Origin of the sequence: Streptomyces sp. NPDC021093, from assembly GCF_044333135.1 — a bacterium.
Taxonomy (GTDB): Bacteria; Actinomycetota; Actinomycetes; order Streptomycetales; family Streptomycetaceae; genus Streptomyces.
In genome coordinates, this window is sequence record NZ_JBIRQJ010000010.1 from 193,249 (window position 1) to 210,425 (window position 17,177).

15 protein-coding genes and 1 pseudogene are annotated in these 17,177 nt (G+C 71.2%); 8 read left to right on the forward strand and 8 right to left on the reverse strand.

All coding sequences use genetic code 11. The features are described from left to right. Window positions 1-23 precede the first annotated feature (23 nt). On the forward strand, window positions 24-806 hold the full coding sequence (locus ACH4SP_RS30310) for a DODA-type extradiol aromatic ring-opening family dioxygenase (RefSeq protein WP_398419451.1): 783 nt from the start codon (window positions 24-26) through the stop codon (window positions 804-806). Window positions 807-858: 52 nt separating this feature from the next. Here ACH4SP_RS30310 and ACH4SP_RS30315 read toward each other — a convergent pair whose 3' ends face one another. Continuing rightward, window positions 859-1,881 (reverse strand): questin oxidase family protein, encoded by a 1,023-nt coding sequence (locus ACH4SP_RS30315; RefSeq protein ID WP_398419453.1) that lies wholly within the window; start codon window positions 1,879-1,881, stop codon window positions 859-861. Between the two features lie 523 nt (window positions 1,882-2,404). On the opposite strand from ACH4SP_RS30315, the gene ACH4SP_RS30320 reads away from it, so the two are divergent. Continuing rightward, complete coding sequence (locus ACH4SP_RS30320; RefSeq protein WP_398419455.1) at window positions 2,405-3,400, forward strand: RNA polymerase sigma factor RpoD/SigA; 996 nt, start codon at window positions 2,405-2,407, stop codon at window positions 3,398-3,400. Window positions 3,401-3,589: 189 nt separating this feature from the next. Here ACH4SP_RS30320 and ACH4SP_RS30325 read toward each other — a convergent pair whose 3' ends face one another. Further along, entirely contained in the window at window positions 3,590-4,579 is a 990-nt protein-coding gene (locus ACH4SP_RS30325; RefSeq protein WP_398419457.1) for a helix-turn-helix transcriptional regulator, read from the reverse strand. A 63-nt stretch (window positions 4,580-4,642) separates the two neighbouring features. Between ACH4SP_RS30325 and ACH4SP_RS30330 the strand changes: the two genes are divergently transcribed. From ACH4SP_RS30330 to ACH4SP_RS30345, 4 genes are all read left to right on the forward strand, one after another. Then, entirely contained in the window at window positions 4,643-6,244 is a 1,602-nt protein-coding gene (locus ACH4SP_RS30330) for an MFS transporter (RefSeq protein WP_398419459.1), read from the forward strand. A gap of 226 nt (window positions 6,245-6,470) precedes the next feature. After that, window positions 6,471-7,232 carry a DeoR/GlpR family DNA-binding transcription regulator gene (locus tag ACH4SP_RS30335; RefSeq protein WP_398419461.1) on the forward strand — a complete coding sequence of 254 codons (762 nt, stop codon included), beginning with the start codon at window positions 6,471-6,473 and terminating at the stop codon, window positions 7,230-7,232. A 4-nt stretch (window positions 7,233-7,236) separates the two neighbouring features. Then, on the forward strand, window positions 7,237-8,184 hold the full coding sequence (pfkB, locus tag ACH4SP_RS30340) for a 1-phosphofructokinase (RefSeq protein WP_398419463.1): 948 nt from the start codon (window positions 7,237-7,239) through the stop codon (window positions 8,182-8,184). 127 nt (window positions 8,185-8,311) lie between these two features. Further along, complete coding sequence (locus ACH4SP_RS30345) at window positions 8,312-10,387, forward strand: fructose-specific PTS transporter subunit EIIC (RefSeq protein ID WP_398419465.1); 2,076 nt, start codon at window positions 8,312-8,314, stop codon at window positions 10,385-10,387. Window positions 10,388-10,493: 106 nt separating this feature from the next. Here the strand turns inward: ACH4SP_RS30345 and ACH4SP_RS30350 are convergent, their stop codons facing one another. The 3 genes from ACH4SP_RS30350 to ACH4SP_RS30360 all read right to left on the reverse strand — a co-directional run bounded on the left by ACH4SP_RS30350 (window position 10,494) and on the right by ACH4SP_RS30360 (window position 13,811). Then, window positions 10,494-11,312 (reverse strand): DUF6227 family protein, encoded by an 819-nt coding sequence (locus tag ACH4SP_RS30350; protein WP_398419466.1) that lies wholly within the window; start codon window positions 11,310-11,312, stop codon window positions 10,494-10,496. A gap of 179 nt (window positions 11,313-11,491) precedes the next feature. Further along, the gene (locus tag ACH4SP_RS30355) at window positions 11,492-12,598 is read right to left on the reverse strand and encodes a P1 family peptidase (protein ID WP_398419468.1); all 1,107 of its coding nucleotides are present in this window, start codon (window positions 12,596-12,598) and stop codon (window positions 11,492-11,494) included. A 13-nt stretch (window positions 12,599-12,611) separates the two neighbouring features. Further along, window positions 12,612-13,811, reverse strand: a complete 1,200-nt coding sequence (locus ACH4SP_RS30360) for a low temperature requirement protein A (protein WP_398419470.1) — start codon at window positions 13,809-13,811, stop codon at window positions 12,612-12,614. 168 nt (window positions 13,812-13,979) lie between these two features. On the opposite strand from ACH4SP_RS30360, the pseudogene ACH4SP_RS30365 reads away from it, so the two are divergent. Both ACH4SP_RS30365 and ACH4SP_RS30370 read left to right on the forward strand, forming a co-directional pair. Further along, window positions 13,980-14,381, forward strand: a pseudogene (locus ACH4SP_RS30365) (pyruvate formate lyase family protein); the annotation flags it as partial. Window positions 14,382-14,620: 239 nt separating this feature from the next. Continuing rightward, complete coding sequence (locus ACH4SP_RS30370) at window positions 14,621-14,845, forward strand: hypothetical protein (protein ID WP_398419472.1); 225 nt, start codon at window positions 14,621-14,623, stop codon at window positions 14,843-14,845. A gap of 40 nt (window positions 14,846-14,885) precedes the next feature. On the opposite strand, the gene mscL is transcribed toward ACH4SP_RS30370, so the two are convergent. From mscL to ACH4SP_RS30385, 3 genes are all read right to left on the reverse strand, one after another. Continuing rightward, the gene (mscL, locus tag ACH4SP_RS30375; RefSeq protein WP_398419474.1) at window positions 14,886-15,353 is read right to left on the reverse strand and encodes a large conductance mechanosensitive channel protein MscL; all 468 of its coding nucleotides are present in this window, start codon (window positions 15,351-15,353) and stop codon (window positions 14,886-14,888) included. Between the two features lie 138 nt (window positions 15,354-15,491). Then, window positions 15,492-15,989 (reverse strand): hypothetical protein, encoded by a 498-nt coding sequence (locus ACH4SP_RS30380; RefSeq protein ID WP_398419476.1) that lies wholly within the window; start codon window positions 15,987-15,989, stop codon window positions 15,492-15,494. A 240-nt stretch (window positions 15,990-16,229) separates the two neighbouring features. Next, window positions 16,230-17,084, reverse strand: a complete 855-nt coding sequence (locus tag ACH4SP_RS30385) for an S-methyl-5'-thioadenosine phosphorylase (protein WP_398419478.1) — start codon at window positions 17,082-17,084, stop codon at window positions 16,230-16,232. Window positions 17,085-17,177: the final 93 nt, after the last annotated feature.

A 17,177-nucleotide genomic window follows, 5' to 3' on the forward strand; every position in this document is an offset into this window, starting at 1 on the left:
CCTTGAAAGTTAAACTAGCCTGCATGACGAACACCGCAGCGCGTATGCCCGCCCTCTATCTCAGCCACGGAGCGCCGCCGCTCGCAGATGATCCGGTCTGGCCGGGTGAACTCGCGGCCGTCTCCGCCGGTCTGCCGCGCCCCACCGCGATCCTGGTCGTCTCCGCCCACTGGGAGGAGGCACCGCTGGCCCTCGGGGCGACCGCCACCGTGCCCCTCGTCTACGACTTCTGGGGCTTCCCCGAGCACTACTACGCGGTCAGGTACGCGGCCCCGGGCGCCCCCGAGCTGGGCGATTCCGTGCGGAAGCTGCTGCGCGGCGCCGGAATGCCGGTCCAGGACGTACCCGATCGGGGGCTCGACCACGGGGCCTACGTACCGCTGGTGGAGATGTTTCCCGACGCGGACATCCCCGTCCTCCAGGTCTCGATGCCGACCCTCGACCCGCAGAAGCTCATGGACATCGGCCGCAGGCTGGCGCCGCTGCGCGACGAGGGCGTGCTGATCGTCGGCAGCGGGTTCTTCACTCACAACCTGGCCGCCCTGCGGCACACGGGGCCCGGAGTGCCGCTCTGGTCGGCGGAGTTCGACGACTGGGGGCGGCAGGCGCTGGCCGCCGCCGACGTGGACGCGCTGCTCGACTTCGAGCGCAAGGCCCCGGCGGGCCGCCTCGCCCACCCGCGCACCGAGCACTTCGCCCCGCTGTTCGTGACGCTCGGAGCGGCCGAGGACGAACTGGCGACCGGACGCAGCGTCATCGAGGGGTTCTGGAGGGGACTGGCGAAGCGCTCGTTGCAGTTCGGCTGACCGTTTCTCTGCCGTGGTCGACACTGTGTTCCCGTTCCGGCCGAGGCCGCCTCTATGAGGCGGTCATCGGCTCGCTGATCTCGACGGCGTACAGCGTGGCGGAGAGCGCCTGCTCGTCGCCGACGTCGAGCGCGGTGTCGGCGAACTTCACCACGTGCTCGTCGCCGTGCGCGACGGCCCTCTCGAAGACCTCTTCAGGGGTGAGGCCGGCCGCCCGCGAGCGGTACGGCAGGGCCTCGTCGGGTGCGTACATCGCGGTGATGGCGGCGGACGCCGTCCAGGCCGCGTGCAGGCTCGGCACCCACAGCGCCCGCGGCAGCGCGGGCAGCGTGCGCAGTACGGCGTTGGGCGCCGTCGACGCGTGCACCAGCATCGTCTCCTCGCCGTGCCCGTGCGTGGCGTACCGGTGGACGGTCGCCCGCACCAGCTCGGCCAGCTTCGCCCGCGCCTCTTGGGGCGACGCCGGGGCCGCCGCCCACACGGGCAGGTGTGTCACCCGCGAGAGGCGGTCCGGAAAGTCACCGTTCCGTACGTCCAGGGGCGGTACGGAGTCCAGGGCCGCGGCGGCGGTGGCCGCACCCGGCAGCGGTACGACGTCCGGCGCGAGGAGCTGACAGGCCGCCCAGTACCCGAGCCCGTGCGCCAGCTCGGCCGTCCGTGGCGCGGTCTCGCCGCCGTCGGCCAGCAGTGAGCGCACCGCGTGGCCGACCCGGATCACCGGGTGCGCGGCGCTGCCGTACATGCCGGGCAGCAGCCGCGGCCACCACTCGGCGAGCACGTCCCGCCAGGGGCGCTCGGCGACGAGCCGCTCGAAGTACCCGATCCAGTCGGCGGCCCGGCGCGAATCGCCCAGCGCCTCGCGCCAGTTGGCGTCCGTCACACGCGCGTGGGCGGCGGGGAACTCCTCCAGCTTGTCCGCGTACAGGTCCAGCCAGCGGTGCACGGCCCGCCCCTGCCCGTGGGCGGCGAGGGCCTCGACGGCCATCGGCGCGTGGTTGGAGAGCCGCCCCAGCCGCTCGGGCCCTGTGGCATGGAGGCGGGTCAGGGCCTCGTCGTACGTACCGGTGGTGTCCATGTGCCGGACAGTAGGCGCGCGTCCCGAGATCCGTAACGGGCTGGGGACCTAGGCCGCGGGACGGACCGGGCCTGCGACCTGCGGGTCCGGCGACCGGTCTCCCCTCGCGGGGAAGAGTGACCCGCTGAAGCAGAATCCGGGCAGTTCGGGCATCGCGAGCAACCATGCGGCGGTGCGGGCCGTCTTCAGGGTGGGAGGGCAGCCACGGACGGCTCTCCCCGGGCGCGAGAGGAGCCGTGTCGAAGGTGATCGAGGTCTCACTGGTGAAGCGGTGGTAAAGGCCGTTGAGCTTCCTCGAATCAGCCTCGATACCTGGCCTGACCTGCGCTTCTGTGGTGATTTGGGGCAAGATTCCACCCTGGTGGGCCGACAGGGTACTGCAAGATCACGAAATTGAGTGCGAGTGCGGGGAATTCTGTCCCGATTCCATCCGTTGGTTCTTTTGGAGGCGGGGAATCCGAGAGGAGTCCCGGCAGCCACAGCCACACCACACGCGACCTACTCACGCAAGGGAGCACCAAGCATGGCAACCCGTGCCGTCGCCCGTCGGTCTTCGACCGGATCGACCCGGGCAAGCAGCGTTCGCGCCGTAGGCGGGGAGATCGCCGACCGCGACCTGGTCGGCATGTACCTCGACGAGATCGCACGGACGCCACTGCTCGATGCCGCCAAGGAGGTCGAGCTGTCCCAGACCATCGAGGCCGGTGTGTACGCACGCCAGATCCTCGACGGCGACATAGCCGATTCCAAGGCCGCCGGTGCCTCCCGCGAGGAGCTGGAAGCGCTCTACGAAGCCGGTGAGCGGGCCAAGGACCTGTTCATCCGGTCCAACCTGCGCCTCGTCGTCGCCGTGGCCCGTCGCTATCCGCGCAGCGGTCTGCCGCTGCTCGACCTGATCCAGGAGGGGAACGCGGGCCTGGTCCGCGCGGTCGAGAAGTTCGACTACGCGAAGGGCTTCAAGTTCTCGACGTACGCGACCTGGTGGATCCGTCAGGCCATCACCCGTTCCATCGCCGATCAGTCGCGCACCATCCGGCTGCCCGTCCACCTGGTGGAGGAGCTGGGCCGGATCCGGCGCGTGCAGCGCGAGTTCAACCGGGAGAACGGCCGCGACCCCGAGCACGCGGAGATCGCCGCCGAGCTCGACACCAAGACGCAGCGCGTCAGCGACGTGCTGGACTGGGCCCGCGACCCGGTCTCGCTGAACATGCCGGTCGACGACGGCGGCGAGACCCAGTTCGGCGATCTTCTTGAGGACACCTCCGCGGTGTCGCCCGAGCAGTCCGTCCTCTCGATGCTCCGCAGCGAGGAGCTTGAGGACCTCATCGGCAAGCTCGACCAGCGCACGGCCTCGATCATCCGCATGCGGTACGGCATCGAGGACGGCCGGGAGCGCACGCTCACCGAGGTCGGCAAGCAGCACGGGCTGACCCGCGAGCGGATCCGGCAGATAGAGAAGCACGCCCTGCTGGAGCTGAAGAAGATGGCCCACGACACGGGCTTCGACGCGGCCGCGTAAGCAGTCGGCCGCGCTGGGGCCCCGTACGAGCCCGTACGAGCCGCGCAAGCCCGTACGGGTGGGTGCGCAACAGACCACGATGCGGCGGCATCCCACCCATCGGCCGCCGCGTCCTTCCCGGGACGAAGCCCCGGCGCATCTCCCCCCGAGCGCCGGGGCTCCCCACCATTCCCGCGCGAACCAGACGGTTCACGCGGACCCGGATGCCGCGACCGCCCGCCCGATCCGGGCTCCCAGCGACTCCATGTAGGCCACCAGTTCCTGAGGTTCCCGCACCGCGAACTCGCAGTCCACCATGGCCAGTCGGAAGGCCGTCCACTCCACCGACGACCCCAGGTCGGCCTCCAGCCGGCAGCTGTCGTCGCCCGTCGCGACCGGCGTTCCCAGCGTCCCGTGCAGCCGTGCCGCCACGAACTCCGCGGGCGCGTCGAACGTCACCACCAGCCGGTACGGTTCCTCGCGGCGGCCCCCGCCCAGCGCGGTCAGCGACCGCCGGATGAACTCCGCCGCGTTCCCCGTCGGCACCCCGCGCGGCACGAACCGCGCCCCCGTCGCGAAGGGTTCGCTGACCCGGTCCACCCGGAACGTACGCCAGTCCTCGCGGTCGATGTCGTACGCGACGAGGTACCACCGGCGCCCCGTGCTGACCAGCCGGTGCGGCTCGACCAGGCGCTTGGTCTCCGTACCGTCGCCGGAGCGGTAGCCGAACCGCAGCCGCTCGTGGCCGGTCGCCGCCCCCGCCATCACGGTCAGCGTCTGCGGATCGATGCTCGCGCCGTCGCCGCTGGTCAGCGGGATCGTCGCGGCCTGGAGGACCGAGACCTGGTGGCGCAGCCGGGACGGCAGCACCTGTTCCAGCTTGGCCAGGGCGCGCACCGAAGCCTCCTCGATGCCTTCGACCGCGTGCCCGGCGCCGGCCCGCAGGCCGACCGCGATCGCCACCGCCTCCTCGTCGTCCAGTACGAGCGGCGGCAGCGCCTTGCCCGCGACCAGCCGGTACCCGCCCTCCGCGCCCATCGTGGCCTGCACCGGATAGCCCAGGTCGCGGAGCCGGTCGATGTCCCTGCGTACCGTCCGGCGCGAAACGTCGAGCCGGGTCGCGAGTTCGCTGCCCGGCCATTCGCGGGGCGTCTGGAGCAGCGAGAGCAGTTGCAGCAGCCGTGCCGGTGTGTCCGTCATAACACCAAGGATGCGGGGGATGTGGGACACAGTGTGTCCTATATGACGACTAACGTCGTCCACATGACATCAGCACCCCCGTCGGGGACTCGGGCCGAGTCTCCGATACCCGCCGCAGCCGCATCGCCCGCAGTACCTGCCACAGACGCAGCACCTGCCACTTCTCCCACCGACCGCCGCCGCTGGTTCGCGCTCGCCATCGTGATGACCGCCGCCTTCATGGACCTGGTCGACGTCACGATCGTCAACATCGCGATCCCCAGCATCCAGGGCAGCCTCGGCGCGACCTTCAGCGCGATCCAGTGGATCACCGCCGGTTACGCACTCGCCTTCGCCGCCGGACTGATCACGGGCGGCCGACTCGGCGACATCTACGGCCGGAAGCGGCTGTTCCTCATCGGCATGGGCGGCTTCACGCTCGCCTCCGCGCTCTGTGGCTTCGCCGCCAACCCGGACGTCCTGGTCGCCTCCCGCATCCTCCAGGGCGCGACGGCGGCGCTGATGGTCCCGCAGGTGCTGTCGATCGTGCACGCCACCTTCCCCGCCCACGAGCGCGGCAAGGTCTTCGGCCTGTTCGGTGCGATCGTCGGCCTCGGCGCGGTGACGGGACCGCTGCTCGGCGCGCTGCTCACCGAGTGGAACCTGTTCGGCCTCGAATGGCGCCCGATCTTCCTGATCAACCTGCCCGTCGGCATCGCGGGACTGATCCTGGGCCGCAAGTTCATCACCGAGTCCAAGGCCCCGCGCGCACTGCGCCTGGACCTGCCGGGCGTCGTCCTGGTGACCCTCGCGCTGCTCGCGCTGATCTACCCGCTGACCCGGGGCCGCGAGCTGGACTGGCCGCTGTGGGGGTACCTGTCCATGGCGGGCAGCCTGGTCGTGCTCGCCGTGTTCGTCGCGTACGAGCGGTGGAAGACGCGGCGCGACGGGTCGCCGCTGGTGGAGCTGTCGCTGTTCAAGGTGAAGAGCTTCGCCGCGGGTATCGCCGTGCAGCTCACCTTCGGTGTCTTCAGCGGCATCTTCTTCATGGTGTGGACGCTGTACATGCAGATCGGGCTCGGCTGGAGCGCGCTGCGCGCGGGCGTCACCGGAATCCCGTTCTCCATCGCCGTGTCGGTGGCGGCGGGCATCTCGGTGCAGAAACTGGTGCCGCGGTTCGGCCGCAAGGTGCTGCAGACGGGTGCGCTGACGATGGCGGCCGGACTGCTGCTCTACATCTGGGAGGCCGATCACTTCGGCAAGGAGATCTCGTCCTGGCAGATGGCGCTGCCGCTGATCGTGATGGGCCTCGGCATGGGTCTGATCGTGGCGCCGCTGACGGACGCGGTGCTGTCCGAGGTGCCCAAGGAGCACGCGGGTTCCGCGTCCGGGCTGATCAACACGACCGGCCAGACCGGCAACGCGTTCGGCATCGGACTGGTGTCGGTGGTCTTCTTCGGGATCGTCGACAACAAGATGGAGCTGGCGCACGGAGCGCAGAGCGCGGTGGGGGCGGCCTATGTGGACGCTTTCCAGAACGCGCTGGGCTGGGTCGTCGGCGTCCTGATCGTGATCTTCCTGCTGATGTTCGCGCTGCCGAAGAGGGCGCCGGAGCACGAGGCGCCGGAGCACGAGGCGCCCGAGAGGGCTGACGACGTACAGAAGGAGCCCGCGCTGACGGCCTGATCGACCGCGGCAGGTCGGCTGCAGTGGATCGACTGCGGCAGGGAGTGCGGCGAGAAGCCCGTGGGGTCCGGTGGACCCTGCGGGCTTCTCGCGTGTGTGCGGGCGAGAGCCGGGATCAAAGTCCGTTCGTGCCCGGATGAGGTCCACATGTGTTTACTTGAGTGATGCGCGGGCGTACTCTGCCAGGGAAACCACAGGTTCGGGCATCGAACGGACGTAAACCCACATGTACGCACCGGAGCGCCAGCAGGAGATCCTCCGTCTCGCCCGCGAGGGCGGACGCGTCGACGTGCTCTCCCTCGCCGACACCTTCCAGGTCACCGCCGAGACCGTACGACGCGACCTCAAGGCCCTCGACCGGGCCGGACTGCTGCGCCGCGTGCACGGCGGGGCGATCCCGGCCGGGCGGCTCGACTTCGAGCCCGACCTGGCCGAGCGCGAGTCCACCGCCGCCGACGAGAAGGGCCGCATCGCACAGGCCGCCGTCGCCGAGCTGCCGTCCGAGGGCAGCGTCGTCCTCGACGCGGGTTCGACGGCGGCGCGGCTCGCGGCGGGCTTCCCGCTGGAGCGCGCCCTGACCGTCGTCACGCACTCGCTGCCGGTCGCGGCGCGGCTCGCCGACCACCCCGGGACAGACCTCCACCTGGTCGGCGGCCGGGTCCGGCACCGTACCCGGGCGGCCGTCGACGCCTGGGCGCTGCGGGCGTACGGCGAAATCCGTGCCGACGTCGTCTTCCTCGGCACCAACGGCTTCTCCGCCGCGCACGGACTGACCACCCCCGACCTGGCCGAGGCCGCGGTGAAGCGGGCGGTGATCGCGGCGGGCCGCCGGGTCGTACTGCTCGCCGACTCGGCCAAACACGGCCAGGAGCACTTCGCGCGGTTCGGCGACCTGACAGACATCGACCTGCTCATCACGGACACCGGGCTGAGCCCGGCGGACGCCGCCGCCATCGAGGCGGCCGGAACAGAAGTACAGCGAGTGTGACCCGATGATCCTCACCGTCACCCCCAACCCCAGCCTGGACCGCACCTACGAAGTCCCCTCTTTGATGCGCGGGGAGGTACTGCGGGCCACCGCCGACCGCATCGACCCGGGCGGCAAGGGCGTCAACGTCTCGCGCGCGGTCGCCGCCGCCGGGCACCGCACCCTCGCCGTCCTCCCGCTGGGCGGTGCCCCGGGCGCACTCGTCGCCGAACTCCTGGGCGCCGAGGGCATCGAGGTCGCACCGGTGCCGGTGGCCGGACAGACCCGGTCCAACATCTCCGTCGCCGAACCCGACGGCGCTCTCACCAAGATCAATGCGGCCGGCCCCGAGCTGTCCGCGGCCGAGTCCGAGGCACTGCTGTCGACGGTACGGGCCCACTCGGGCGACGCCGACTGGATCGCCTGCTGCGGCAGCCTGCCGCGCGGTCTGACCCCCGAGTGGTACGCCGCCCTGGTCGCCCGCGCGCACGAGGCGGGGGCCCGAATCGCCCTGGACACCTCGGGACCGTCGCTCCTCGCGGCGCTCCGGGAGCGGCCGGACGTGGTCAAGCCCAATGCCGAGGAGCTCGCCGAAGCGGTCGAGCGGCCGCTCAAGACGGTGGGAGACGCGGCCGAGGCGGCCGAGCAGTTGCGCGCGCTGGGCGCGCGGGCCGTGCTCGCCAGCCTGGGCGCCGACGGACAGCTCCTGGTCGCCGACTCCGGTACGTGGTTCGCGACCGCGCGAGTCGATGTCGTACGGAGCAATGTCGGCGCGGGCGACGCGTCGCTGGCCGGGTTCCTGACGGCGGGCGGCGAGGGCCCCGAGGCCCTGGCCGCGGCGGTCGCGCACGGTGCGGCGGCGGTACAGCTGCCGGGCAGCGTGATGCCGAGGCCTGCCGACCTGGACCCGGCGGCGGTGACCGTGACGGCCGACGTGCCGCTGGACCGCGTGCTGACGGAGCCCGCGACGTGAGCGGCGCGAGGGGCCGCCGTGCGGCTGCCCGGTTCCACACGGCTGCTGTGTCCGCCTTGTCCGTGCTGAACGCCCCGCTTGCCGTGCCCGCCCTGCCTGTTGATGCATCCGTGCGAAGGAGCCCGCGATGAGCCAGATGATCACCGCGGACCTGGTCGACCTCGACCTGGCCGCCGACACCAAACAAGAGGCGACCCGTCTCCTGGCGACCCGGATGGTGTCGCTGGGCCGGGTCACCGACCTCGACGGCTTCCTCGCGGACGTCGCGGCGCGCGAGGCACAGATGCCGACCGGGCTCGAAGGCGGCATCGGCATCCCGCACTGCCGCAGCGCGCACGTCACCGAACCGACGCTGGCCTTCGGGCGCAGCGCCGCCGGTGTCGACTTCGGCGCCACGGACGGTCCGGCGGACCTGATCTTCCTGATCGCCGCCCCGGCGGGCGCGGACGACGCCCATCTGACGATCCTGTCCAGCCTGGCGCGGCAGCTGATGAACACCGAGTTCACGGACGCGCTGCGGGTGGTGGGGGACGCGGCGTCGGCGGCGGCACTGATCCGGGGCGACGAGGCCCCCGAGGCCGTGACTCCGGACGTGACTTCGGACGCCACTTTGGACGTGACCCCGGCTGTGGCTGCGGCTCCGGACACGACTCCGGACGTGGCCCCAACCCCTGCCTCCGGAGCTCCTCTTGAGGCGGCGGAAGCCGAAGAAGGCACCGGCACCCCCTTCCGTATCGTCGCCGTCACCTCCTGCCCCACCGGCATCGCGCACACCTACATGGCCGCCGAGTCCCTCGAACAGGCGGGCAACGGCGACGGCGTGCAGCTCACCGTCGAGCCACAGGGCTCCTCCGGCTTCACCCGCCTCGACCCCGCCGTCATCGCCGCCGCCGATGCGGTGATCTTCGCCCACGACGTGCCCGTACGGGACCGCGAGCGGTTCGCCGGGAAGCCGACGGTGGACGTCGGTGTGAAGGCGGGCATCAACCGGCCGCACGAACTGATCGCCGAGGCCAGGGACAAGGCGGCCAGGGGCGACCTGTCGGCCGCGCCCGCGAAGGGGAGCCCGGTCGAGGAGTCCGGCGCCGCAGGGGAGGGGTACGGCTCCAAGCTCCGCAAGTGGCTGATGTCCGGAGTGAGTTACATGGTGCCGTTCGTCGCCGCCGGCGGTCTGCTGATAGCCCTCGGATTCGCCATCGGCGGCTACCAGATCGACAAGGCGCCCTCCGTCATGGAGCACTTCGCGTGGGGCGACCACACCAGCTGGGCGGCGTTGCTGTTCCAGGTTGGCGGCCTGGCCTTCGGCTTCCTGATCCCGGTGCTCGCCGGCTACATCGCCTACGGAATGGCCGACCGGCCGGGGCTCGTGCCCGGCTTCGTCGGCGGCTCGATCGCGGTGACCATCAAGGCGGGCTTCCTCGGCGGCCTGGTCGCAGGTCTGCTCGCCGGTGCGGTCGTCATGGCCATCCAGAAGGTGCGCATCCCGGCGGCCCTGCGCGGCATCATGCCGGTCGTCGTGATTCCGCTGCTGTCGTCGATCGTCGTCGGGTTCCTGATGTTCCTGGTGGTCGGCGAGCCGATCGCGGGGCTCCAGTCGGCGCTGACGGACTGGCTGTCCGGCCTCAACGGCAGCAATGCGATCGTCCTGGGCATCGTTCTCGGGCTGATGATGACCTTCGACCTCGGCGGCCCTTTCAACAAGGTCGCCTACACCTTCGCCATCGGCGGTCTCTCCGCCAACGCCAGCGACGGCAACCTCAAGGTCATGGCCGCGGTGATGGCTGCCGGTATGGTCCCGCCGCTCGCGATGGCGCTCGCCACGACCGTGCGCGGGAAGCTCTTCACCAAGGCCGAGCGGGAGAACGGCAAGGCGGCCTGGGTGCTCGGAGCCTCCTTCATCACGGAGGGCGCGATCCCGTTCGCGGCGGCGGATCCGCTGCGCGTCATCCCCGCCTCGATGGCGGGCGGCGCGGTCACCGGCGCCCTGTCGATGGCCTTCGACAACACCCTGCGTGCCCCGCACGGCGGCGTGTTCGTGGTGCCCCTGATCGGCAACCCGCTGCTCTACCTGGTGGCGATCGTCGCCGGTGTCTGCGTCACCACGGGGCTGGTCGTCCTGCTCAAGGGGGCGCGCAAGCAGCCGCAGACTCCGTCCGGGCAGAAGGCGGAGCAGCCGGAGGAGAAGGTGGCCGTCGCCGCCTGAGCCCGCGGGCGCGCGAAGCGCCGAAAACCCACCGGGAGCCCGCCCCCGTGCACCGCACGAGGGCGGGCTCCCGCATGCGGTGTCGTGGCCGGCCGCGGTGTCGTGGTCAGCGCACCCGCCCGTGGAGCTCCATCGCCTCGCGAGCGGTGTGCTTGTCCGCGTACACCTCGCACATGTGGCGTCCGTCGGGGGTCGCCGTGTGCTCGACCTCCCACAGGCTGGCCTCGCTGCCGTCGAGCAGCAGGAACGCGTGCTCGTACAGCGTGAACCCGACCTCCCGCCCCTTGATGCGGCACTGCCGCCCGAACACCTGCGTGATCTCGTGCGCCAGGGCGTCGGCGAGCAGCCGCGCCGTCTCGCCGGTCGGCCGGTCCGCGTTCTCCGCGCGGCGCAGGACCCGGCGCGCGTGGTCGGGGGAGTCGTCCGGCACGAAGGAGCGCCTGGTCGCCCTGCGGGGGTGGGCCAGCAGACCGGAGAGGACCTCAAGGTCGCTCTCCACGTGGTCCGAGAGGTCGTCGGGGACGGCGATGGCGTCGTGCCCGTCGATGTACTCGGGGAAGAGCGGCAGGTCGTCGGAGGACGAACCCGCGCCCCGCGGCAGCCGGTTGGCGGCGAGCCGGGCCTCGCCGATGTCGGTGTACAGCTCGTGCTCGGTGCGGTGGTCGCGGCCCGCGTTGTGCACCAGCTCCCAGAGGGTGAGGCAGTCCCCGTCGGCCAGCAGGAACGTGTGCAGGTGGAGCGAGCGGCGCAGGCCGGCGCTGTGGTGCGAGGAGCGCAGCGACGAGCTGTGCGCCAGCGCCGACGCGAGCCGCTCCACGGTCTCGTCGGGCAGGTCGAAGGAGTTCAGTGCACGGCCCAGGAGCAGCCCGAGGTGTTCCTCGGTGGGTTCGAGGCCGTCGCTCTCGTTCTCGTACGGATCGTTCAAGGCTTCTCCAGGCCGTCGCCGCGTGTGACTCTCTCAATACTCAAAGTAGCCGCTGGGTCTGACATCGCGCTCCGGGTTGCCCCTTTTTCCCGGGAAGAAGGGGCTGCTTGGCCTGTGAACGAGGGGTGGAGTGCGAGAGGTTCCCGTAAACCGCCCCCGAAATCCCGTAGTTCACCGATTCACACCGTCCCGGGGTAGAGGTCCCGGTATGCGGGGAAGATCCCGCCCGGCCCGTCGACGCCCTCCGCCGCCCGCAGCGCTTTGACGATCGCCTGGGAGACGGTGTCCGCACCCGCCGCCAGCACCTCATTGAGGGCGCCTGCCGTCAACTGGGCTGCGAACGCGGGGTCCTGCTCCCCGGCGAGCAGTGGCAGCGCCCCCGTGGACAGCGCGAAGACCGTGTCCCCGTCCGTCAGCTGGTGCACGGGCCGCAGGGCGCGCGCGAAGCCGTCGTGGGCCGTCCCGGCGAGCTTCTGTGCCTGGGCGCGGGTCAGTTCGGCGTCGGTGGCGACGACCGCGAGGGTGGTGTTCAGCGGGGGACGCACGGACTGGGCGAAGCGTCGCGCGGACTCCTCGCGCGCCTCTTGAGCACGCCGCACCGCTTCCCTGTGGACCTCTTCGCCGGGGTACGCGACGCGCCCCTGGAGGTACTCCCCGTACAGCACCCCGGTCAGTGGATCGACCGCCGAACCCACCGCGTTGACCACCACGAGCGCCGCCACCGTCGCCCCCGACGCGAGCCGTGTGCTCGCGGTGCCGACGCCGCCCTTGAGGCCGCCCACCACCGCGCCCGTACCGGCGCCGACCGAGCCCTGTTCCACCGGGGCGCCCACTTCGGTACGGGCGGCGGCCGCCACGGCCGCCCGTCCCGTCGACGCGTCAGGCCTGGACCGCCAGTCGCCGCCGCGCCCCAGGTCGAAGAGGCAGGCCGCGGGCACCACCGGCACCACCTGCGCCGGGTCGAGTCCGATCCGGAAACCGCGCTGCTGCTCCTCCAGCCAGGCCACCACCCCGGACGCGGAGTCGAGCCCGAACGCGCTGCCGCCGGTCAGCACGATCGCATCGGTGCGCTGCACCAGGTTGCGCGGGTCCAGGGCGTCCGTCTCACGGGTCCCGGGCCCGCCGCCCCGTACGTCCACGGCGGCGACGAAGCCGCCCTCGGGGGCGAGCACCACGGTGCTCCCCGACAGGGCATGGGCCCCCGCCACGCGCGCGTGGCCGACCCGGAGGCCAGCCACGTCGGTCAGTGCGTCGTTCGGCCCGGGCTTCCCGGTGAGTTCTCCCATGGGGCCTTGAGTATCACGCCTGTTGGGGCTTGTGCAGGGTGTCCGTGTCCGGCCGGTTGGACAGCAGTACGCCGATGACCACGGCCAGCGTCATCACGAGGCCCGCGGCGAGCACGCCCCAGGTGCCGAGGAACGTGCAGGCCAGCACCGCGACCACCGTCACCGGCATCAGCGCCAGCTCGGCGGTGTCCCGCTTGAAGTGCCGCGCCTGCAGGAACCAGCAGGTGAACAGGAACACCGCGGTGGGGACCGTCACGCTGGCGGCCGCCGCGACACCGGAGATGTGCGCCTCCCCGTCGACCTGCTCCACGGCCACCTCGATGCCCGCCCCGATCGCCGCGGCCGACCCCAGGATGAACAGATGCCCGTAGCCCCACTGGACGGCCCGCCTCATAGAGGTGAGCCGTTCCTGCGCGGGGGAGGAGAAGTAGATCCACCAGGCGGCGAAGACGATCAGCAGACCGCCGCCCGCGATGGACAGCAGCTCGCCCAGCTCCTCGTACTCGTCCAGGCCCTGCTGCACGGCGATGGTGGCGGCGGTGATGGACTCGCCCAGCACGATGATGGTGAACAGGCCGTACCGCTCGGCGACGTGGTGCGGATGCCAGGAGGTCCGGAAGCCCTTCTCGGCGATCAGCGGCACGCTCAGCTCGGCGATTCCGATCACCACGAAGAGGTACGGGCGCGCGTCGGACGGGGCGGAGAGGAGGGCCACCCAGCCGAGTTGGCAGACCACCAGCCCGATCGCGTACTTCAGGGCGGTGGCGCGCTCGGGCCCGCTGTTGTGCCGGGCGACCCGTAGCCACTGAAAGGTCATCGCGAGCCGCATCACCACGTAACCGGACACGGCGACCGACCAGTTGCCCTGGTCGAAGGCGCGCGGCACTCCGGCCGCCAGTACCAGCACACCGGCGATCTGCACGAGTACGGCGACGCGGTAGAACACGTCGTCGTTGTCGTACGCCGAGGCGAACCAGGTGAAGTTGACCCACGCCCACCAGATGGTGAAGAAGACCAGGCAGTACCCGACGAGGCCCGTCAGGTAGTGCGCCTCGGCGTCGGCGTGCACCAGCCGGGCGGCGACCTGGGCGACCGCGACGACGAAGCACAGGTCGAAGAACAGTTCCAGCGGCGTCGCGGCGCGGTGTCCCTCGTCGGGGCTGCGCGACGTCATGCGGCGCAGCAGGCCGGCGGGCGCGGTCGAGTGGCTCATGCGTACCAAGAGACCAGAGGAGGCGGCGGTGCGCGCGCGGAAGTAGTGCGCAAGGGGTCTCCCTCGAGAATATTGTGAATGCATTCACAAGTGAACTCGGGGCTTTGGCCCCAAAGAGAAAAGCAGGTCAGCGGGCGTATGCCGAGCCCGTGGCGGAAGGTGCGGACGATGACCACAGCCCCCGTGGAGACAGCGGTGAACGGCGCGGAGGACACGGTGCCCACGGACGCCTGGGAGGGCTTCCGGGACGGCCTGTGGCGCGACGCCGTCGACGTCCGCGACTTCGTCCAGCGCAACTACACCCCGTACGAGGGCGACGCCGCCTTCCTGGCCGGGCCCACCGGGCGCACCACCGCCGTCTGGCAGAAGCTCCTCACGATGTTCCCCGAGGAGAACAGCAAGGGCATCCACGACGTCGACGTGGCGACCCCGTCGCGCATCGACGCCTTCGCCCCCGGCTTCGTCGACGCCGACAAGGACCTCATCGTCGGACTGCAGACCGACGCCCCCCTCAAGAGGGCGATCATGCCGGGCGGCGGCTGGCGGATGGTCGAGAACGGCCGCAGCGCTCAAGCAGTCCGAGATGGGAGCGGGCGCGGTCACCGGATTCAGCTCCGGCATCGCCGCCTACGGCTTCTTCTTCATCCCCGCGATGTTCGCGAACTTCCCCGTGGTCGGTTCGCTGTGGGTGTTCATCGGGTTCTACCTGACGTGTCTGGCGGTCTGCTGGTGGTTCTACGCCCGTAAGGGCGCCGAGGCCCCCAGCTGACCGGCGTCCCCGCACCCCACCCCCGCCGTACCCTGGAGGAATGAGCACTCCAGGCACTTCCGGCCCCGGCCCCGGCCCTGACGCGGCCCCGGACCCCGCCCCCGCGCCGGCCGGGCGCCCCAGGCCCAGGCTGGTCTTCGACGACCCGCTGGACCAGCAGTCCTCGGACGACACGGACCGGGGCTGGGGCGAGCGGCCCGCCGGGGGCGGCGGCGCGGCGGACCTCGCCCGCTTCCTCGACGAGAAGCCGCCCCACCACCTCTGAACAGACCGCGGTACCGGCCGCGGTTCGTGCGCCGCGGCAGCTACGGGTTGCTGTGCCCCGACCCCCGCTGAGCGACCAGCGCGTCCCTGATCTCCTTCAGCACCTCGATCTCGGTGGCCTCCATGACCTCCGCGACCGCCTCCTTCGACTTCAGCTTGGCGGCGCGCTTGGCGAGGTACTTCGCCATCGGCAGCACCATCAGGAAGTACACGACGGCAGCGGTGATCAGGAAGCTCAGCACCGCGCTGAGCACCGATCCCCACATGATCGGGATGCCCTGCATGGTGCCGTCGACGACCTTGCAAGGGTCCTTCAGGCAGGAGCTGTAGTGCTCCAGGTCCTTCGTCCCGAAGGCGCCCACCAGGGGGTTGATCACGCCCTTGACGATCGAGTTCACGATGTTGGTGAACGCGGCACCGATGACGACTGCGACCGCGAGATCGATCACGTTGCCGCGCATCAGGAAGGCTTTGAAGCCTTCCAGCAGGCTGGTCTTCTCTTCGCTCACGAATGAGCCTCTTTTCGCATGTGCAGGGGGCAGTGCAAATATCTCCGCAACTTACGGCAGCACCGGCAGCCGCTGTCCAATCCGGCAACTCGTACCGGTGACCCCACTGTTCGTCAGCGCGATTAGGTGCTCCGGTGTTCACCACAGCGTCACCGCCAGCCGCGACGTCGCTCCCGCGCCCGCCAACTGTGCGGCGGCGGACCGGGGAACGGCCAGCACCACCAGCGCCCCGTCGTCCGAAGGGCTGCTCCCAGGACCCGGCACATCGACCACTCGGACACCGGCAGCCACCACCTTTGCCGGTGAACTGCCGCCACCGGTCGACGAGTTCGCGGAAGCGATCACATCCACCCGGTCCCCGCGCCGCAGCAGCCGGACCGTCGCCGCGTCCGCGATCCGTACCGGTGCGGACACCACCTCGGCCTGCGGAACCGCCCGCTGACGCACCCGCTCGGGCACGCCGGCCGCCTCCGCATGTGCCCCCGTGTGCTCCGTGGCGTGCGGTGCCGAGGCAGCCAACGCGGCGGCGGTCACCGCGAGCCCGGTCGCCACCGCCCGCCGCCTGCGCCGCACGGCCCGCCGCAACCGGTGCCGGACCCCGCCGCCTCGCACCCGCAACGGGGCGAATTCCGGCACACCGCACGGCTCGGGCGCAGACGGTGGAGGAAGAGGCAGGGGAAGGGAAGCAGCAGTCGACGACACGGAGAATCACCACCAGGTCATGAAGGGCGTTCGCTCTGAACACCCCTCACGATCCCGGCTCCGCCCGGATCCCGCTGAAGCCTGTGGACGGCCCCCGCCCTGTGGACAACTCGCTCACCCCTGCGGGGGGACCGCACGCCGTCAGACCACCCGGACCAGGCTCAGAGCCCCGGTTCAGGGAAGCACGATCCCCGTCGTCACGCCGTCCAGCGCATGCGCGCACAAACAGTCCCGCGAAGCGTTCGAAGGCAGCCCCGCCACCGCGTCGAACAGCACCCCGCGCAGCCGGTCCACGTTCGCGCCGAACACCTTCAGCACCTCCTCGTGGCTGACTCCCTCACCCGTCTCCGCGCCCGCGTCCAGGTCCGTGACCAGCGTCATCGACGTGTAGCAGAGCCCCAGCTCACGCGCGAGCACCGCCTCCGGGTGCCCCGTCATGCCGACCACCGACCAGCCCATCGACGCGTGCCACACCGACTCGGCCCGCGTCGAGAAGCGCGGCCCCTCGACGACCACCAGCGTCCCGCCGTCCACCGGCTCCCACTCCCGCCCGCGCGCCGCGGCCAGCGCCGCCCTGCGGCCCTCGGGGCAGTACGGGTCGGCGAAGGACATGTGCACGACCTCGGGCAGCTTCCCGTCGACCGCCGTCTCGCCGTCGTAGTACGTCTGCGTCCTGGCCTTCGTACGGTCGACGAGCTGGTCGGGCACCAGCAGCGTGCCGGGGCCGTACTCGGCCCGCAGGCCGCCCACCGCGCACGGCCCGAGCACCTGGCGGGCGCCCACCGAGCGCAGCGCCCACAGGTTGGCGCGGTAGTTGATGCGGTGCGGCGGAAGGTGGTGGCCGCGCCCGTGCCGGGGGAGGAACGCCACCTTCCGCCCGGCGATCTCGCCCAGGAACAGCGAGTCGCTGGGACTGCCGTAGGGCGTATCGACCCGGACCTCGGTCACGTCCTCCAGGAAGGAGTAGAAGCCCGAGCCGCCGATGACACCGATCTCCGCCTGTATCTCTGCCTTCGCTGCGTTCACCATGGCGGTCACCCTAGCCCCGGGCCGTATGTGCCCGGCGCGGTCCCGGGAACGCCGAAGTCCCCGCCGTCAGTGACGGCGGGGACTTCGGAAAGA

Excerpts from the sequence above, each read along its gene's own strand:
- ACH4SP_RS30310 (WP_398419451.1), top strand. The coding sequence starts at position 24 with ATGACGAACACCGCAGCGCGTATGCCCGCCCTCTATCTCAGCCACGGA.
- ACH4SP_RS30315 (WP_398419453.1), bottom strand. The coding sequence starts at position 1,881 with ATGGACACCACCGGTACGTACGACGAGGCCCTGACCCGCCTCCATGCC.
- ACH4SP_RS30320 (WP_398419455.1), top strand. The coding sequence starts at position 2,405 with ATGGCAACCCGTGCCGTCGCCCGTCGGTCTTCGACCGGATCGACCCGG.
- ACH4SP_RS30325 (WP_398419457.1), bottom strand. The coding sequence starts at position 4,579 with ATGACGGACACACCGGCACGGCTGCTGCAACTGCTCTCGCTGCTCCAG.
- ACH4SP_RS30330 (WP_398419459.1), top strand. The coding sequence starts at position 4,643 with ATGACATCAGCACCCCCGTCGGGGACTCGGGCCGAGTCTCCGATACCC.
- ACH4SP_RS30335 (WP_398419461.1), top strand. The coding sequence starts at position 6,471 with ATGTACGCACCGGAGCGCCAGCAGGAGATCCTCCGTCTCGCCCGCGAG.
- pfkB (WP_398419463.1), top strand. The coding sequence starts at position 7,237 with ATGATCCTCACCGTCACCCCCAACCCCAGCCTGGACCGCACCTACGAA.
- ACH4SP_RS30345 (WP_398419465.1), top strand. The coding sequence starts at position 8,312 with ATGAGCCAGATGATCACCGCGGACCTGGTCGACCTCGACCTGGCCGCC.
- ACH4SP_RS30355 (WP_398419468.1), bottom strand. The coding sequence starts at position 12,598 with ATGGGAGAACTCACCGGGAAGCCCGGGCCGAACGACGCACTGACCGAC.
- ACH4SP_RS30360 (WP_398419470.1), bottom strand. The coding sequence starts at position 13,811 with ATGAGCCACTCGACCGCGCCCGCCGGCCTGCTGCGCCGCATGACGTCG.
- ACH4SP_RS30370 (WP_398419472.1), top strand. The coding sequence starts at position 14,621 with ATGAGCACTCCAGGCACTTCCGGCCCCGGCCCCGGCCCTGACGCGGCC.
- ACH4SP_RS30385 (WP_398419478.1), bottom strand. The coding sequence starts at position 17,084 with ATGGTGAACGCAGCGAAGGCAGAGATACAGGCGGAGATCGGTGTCATC.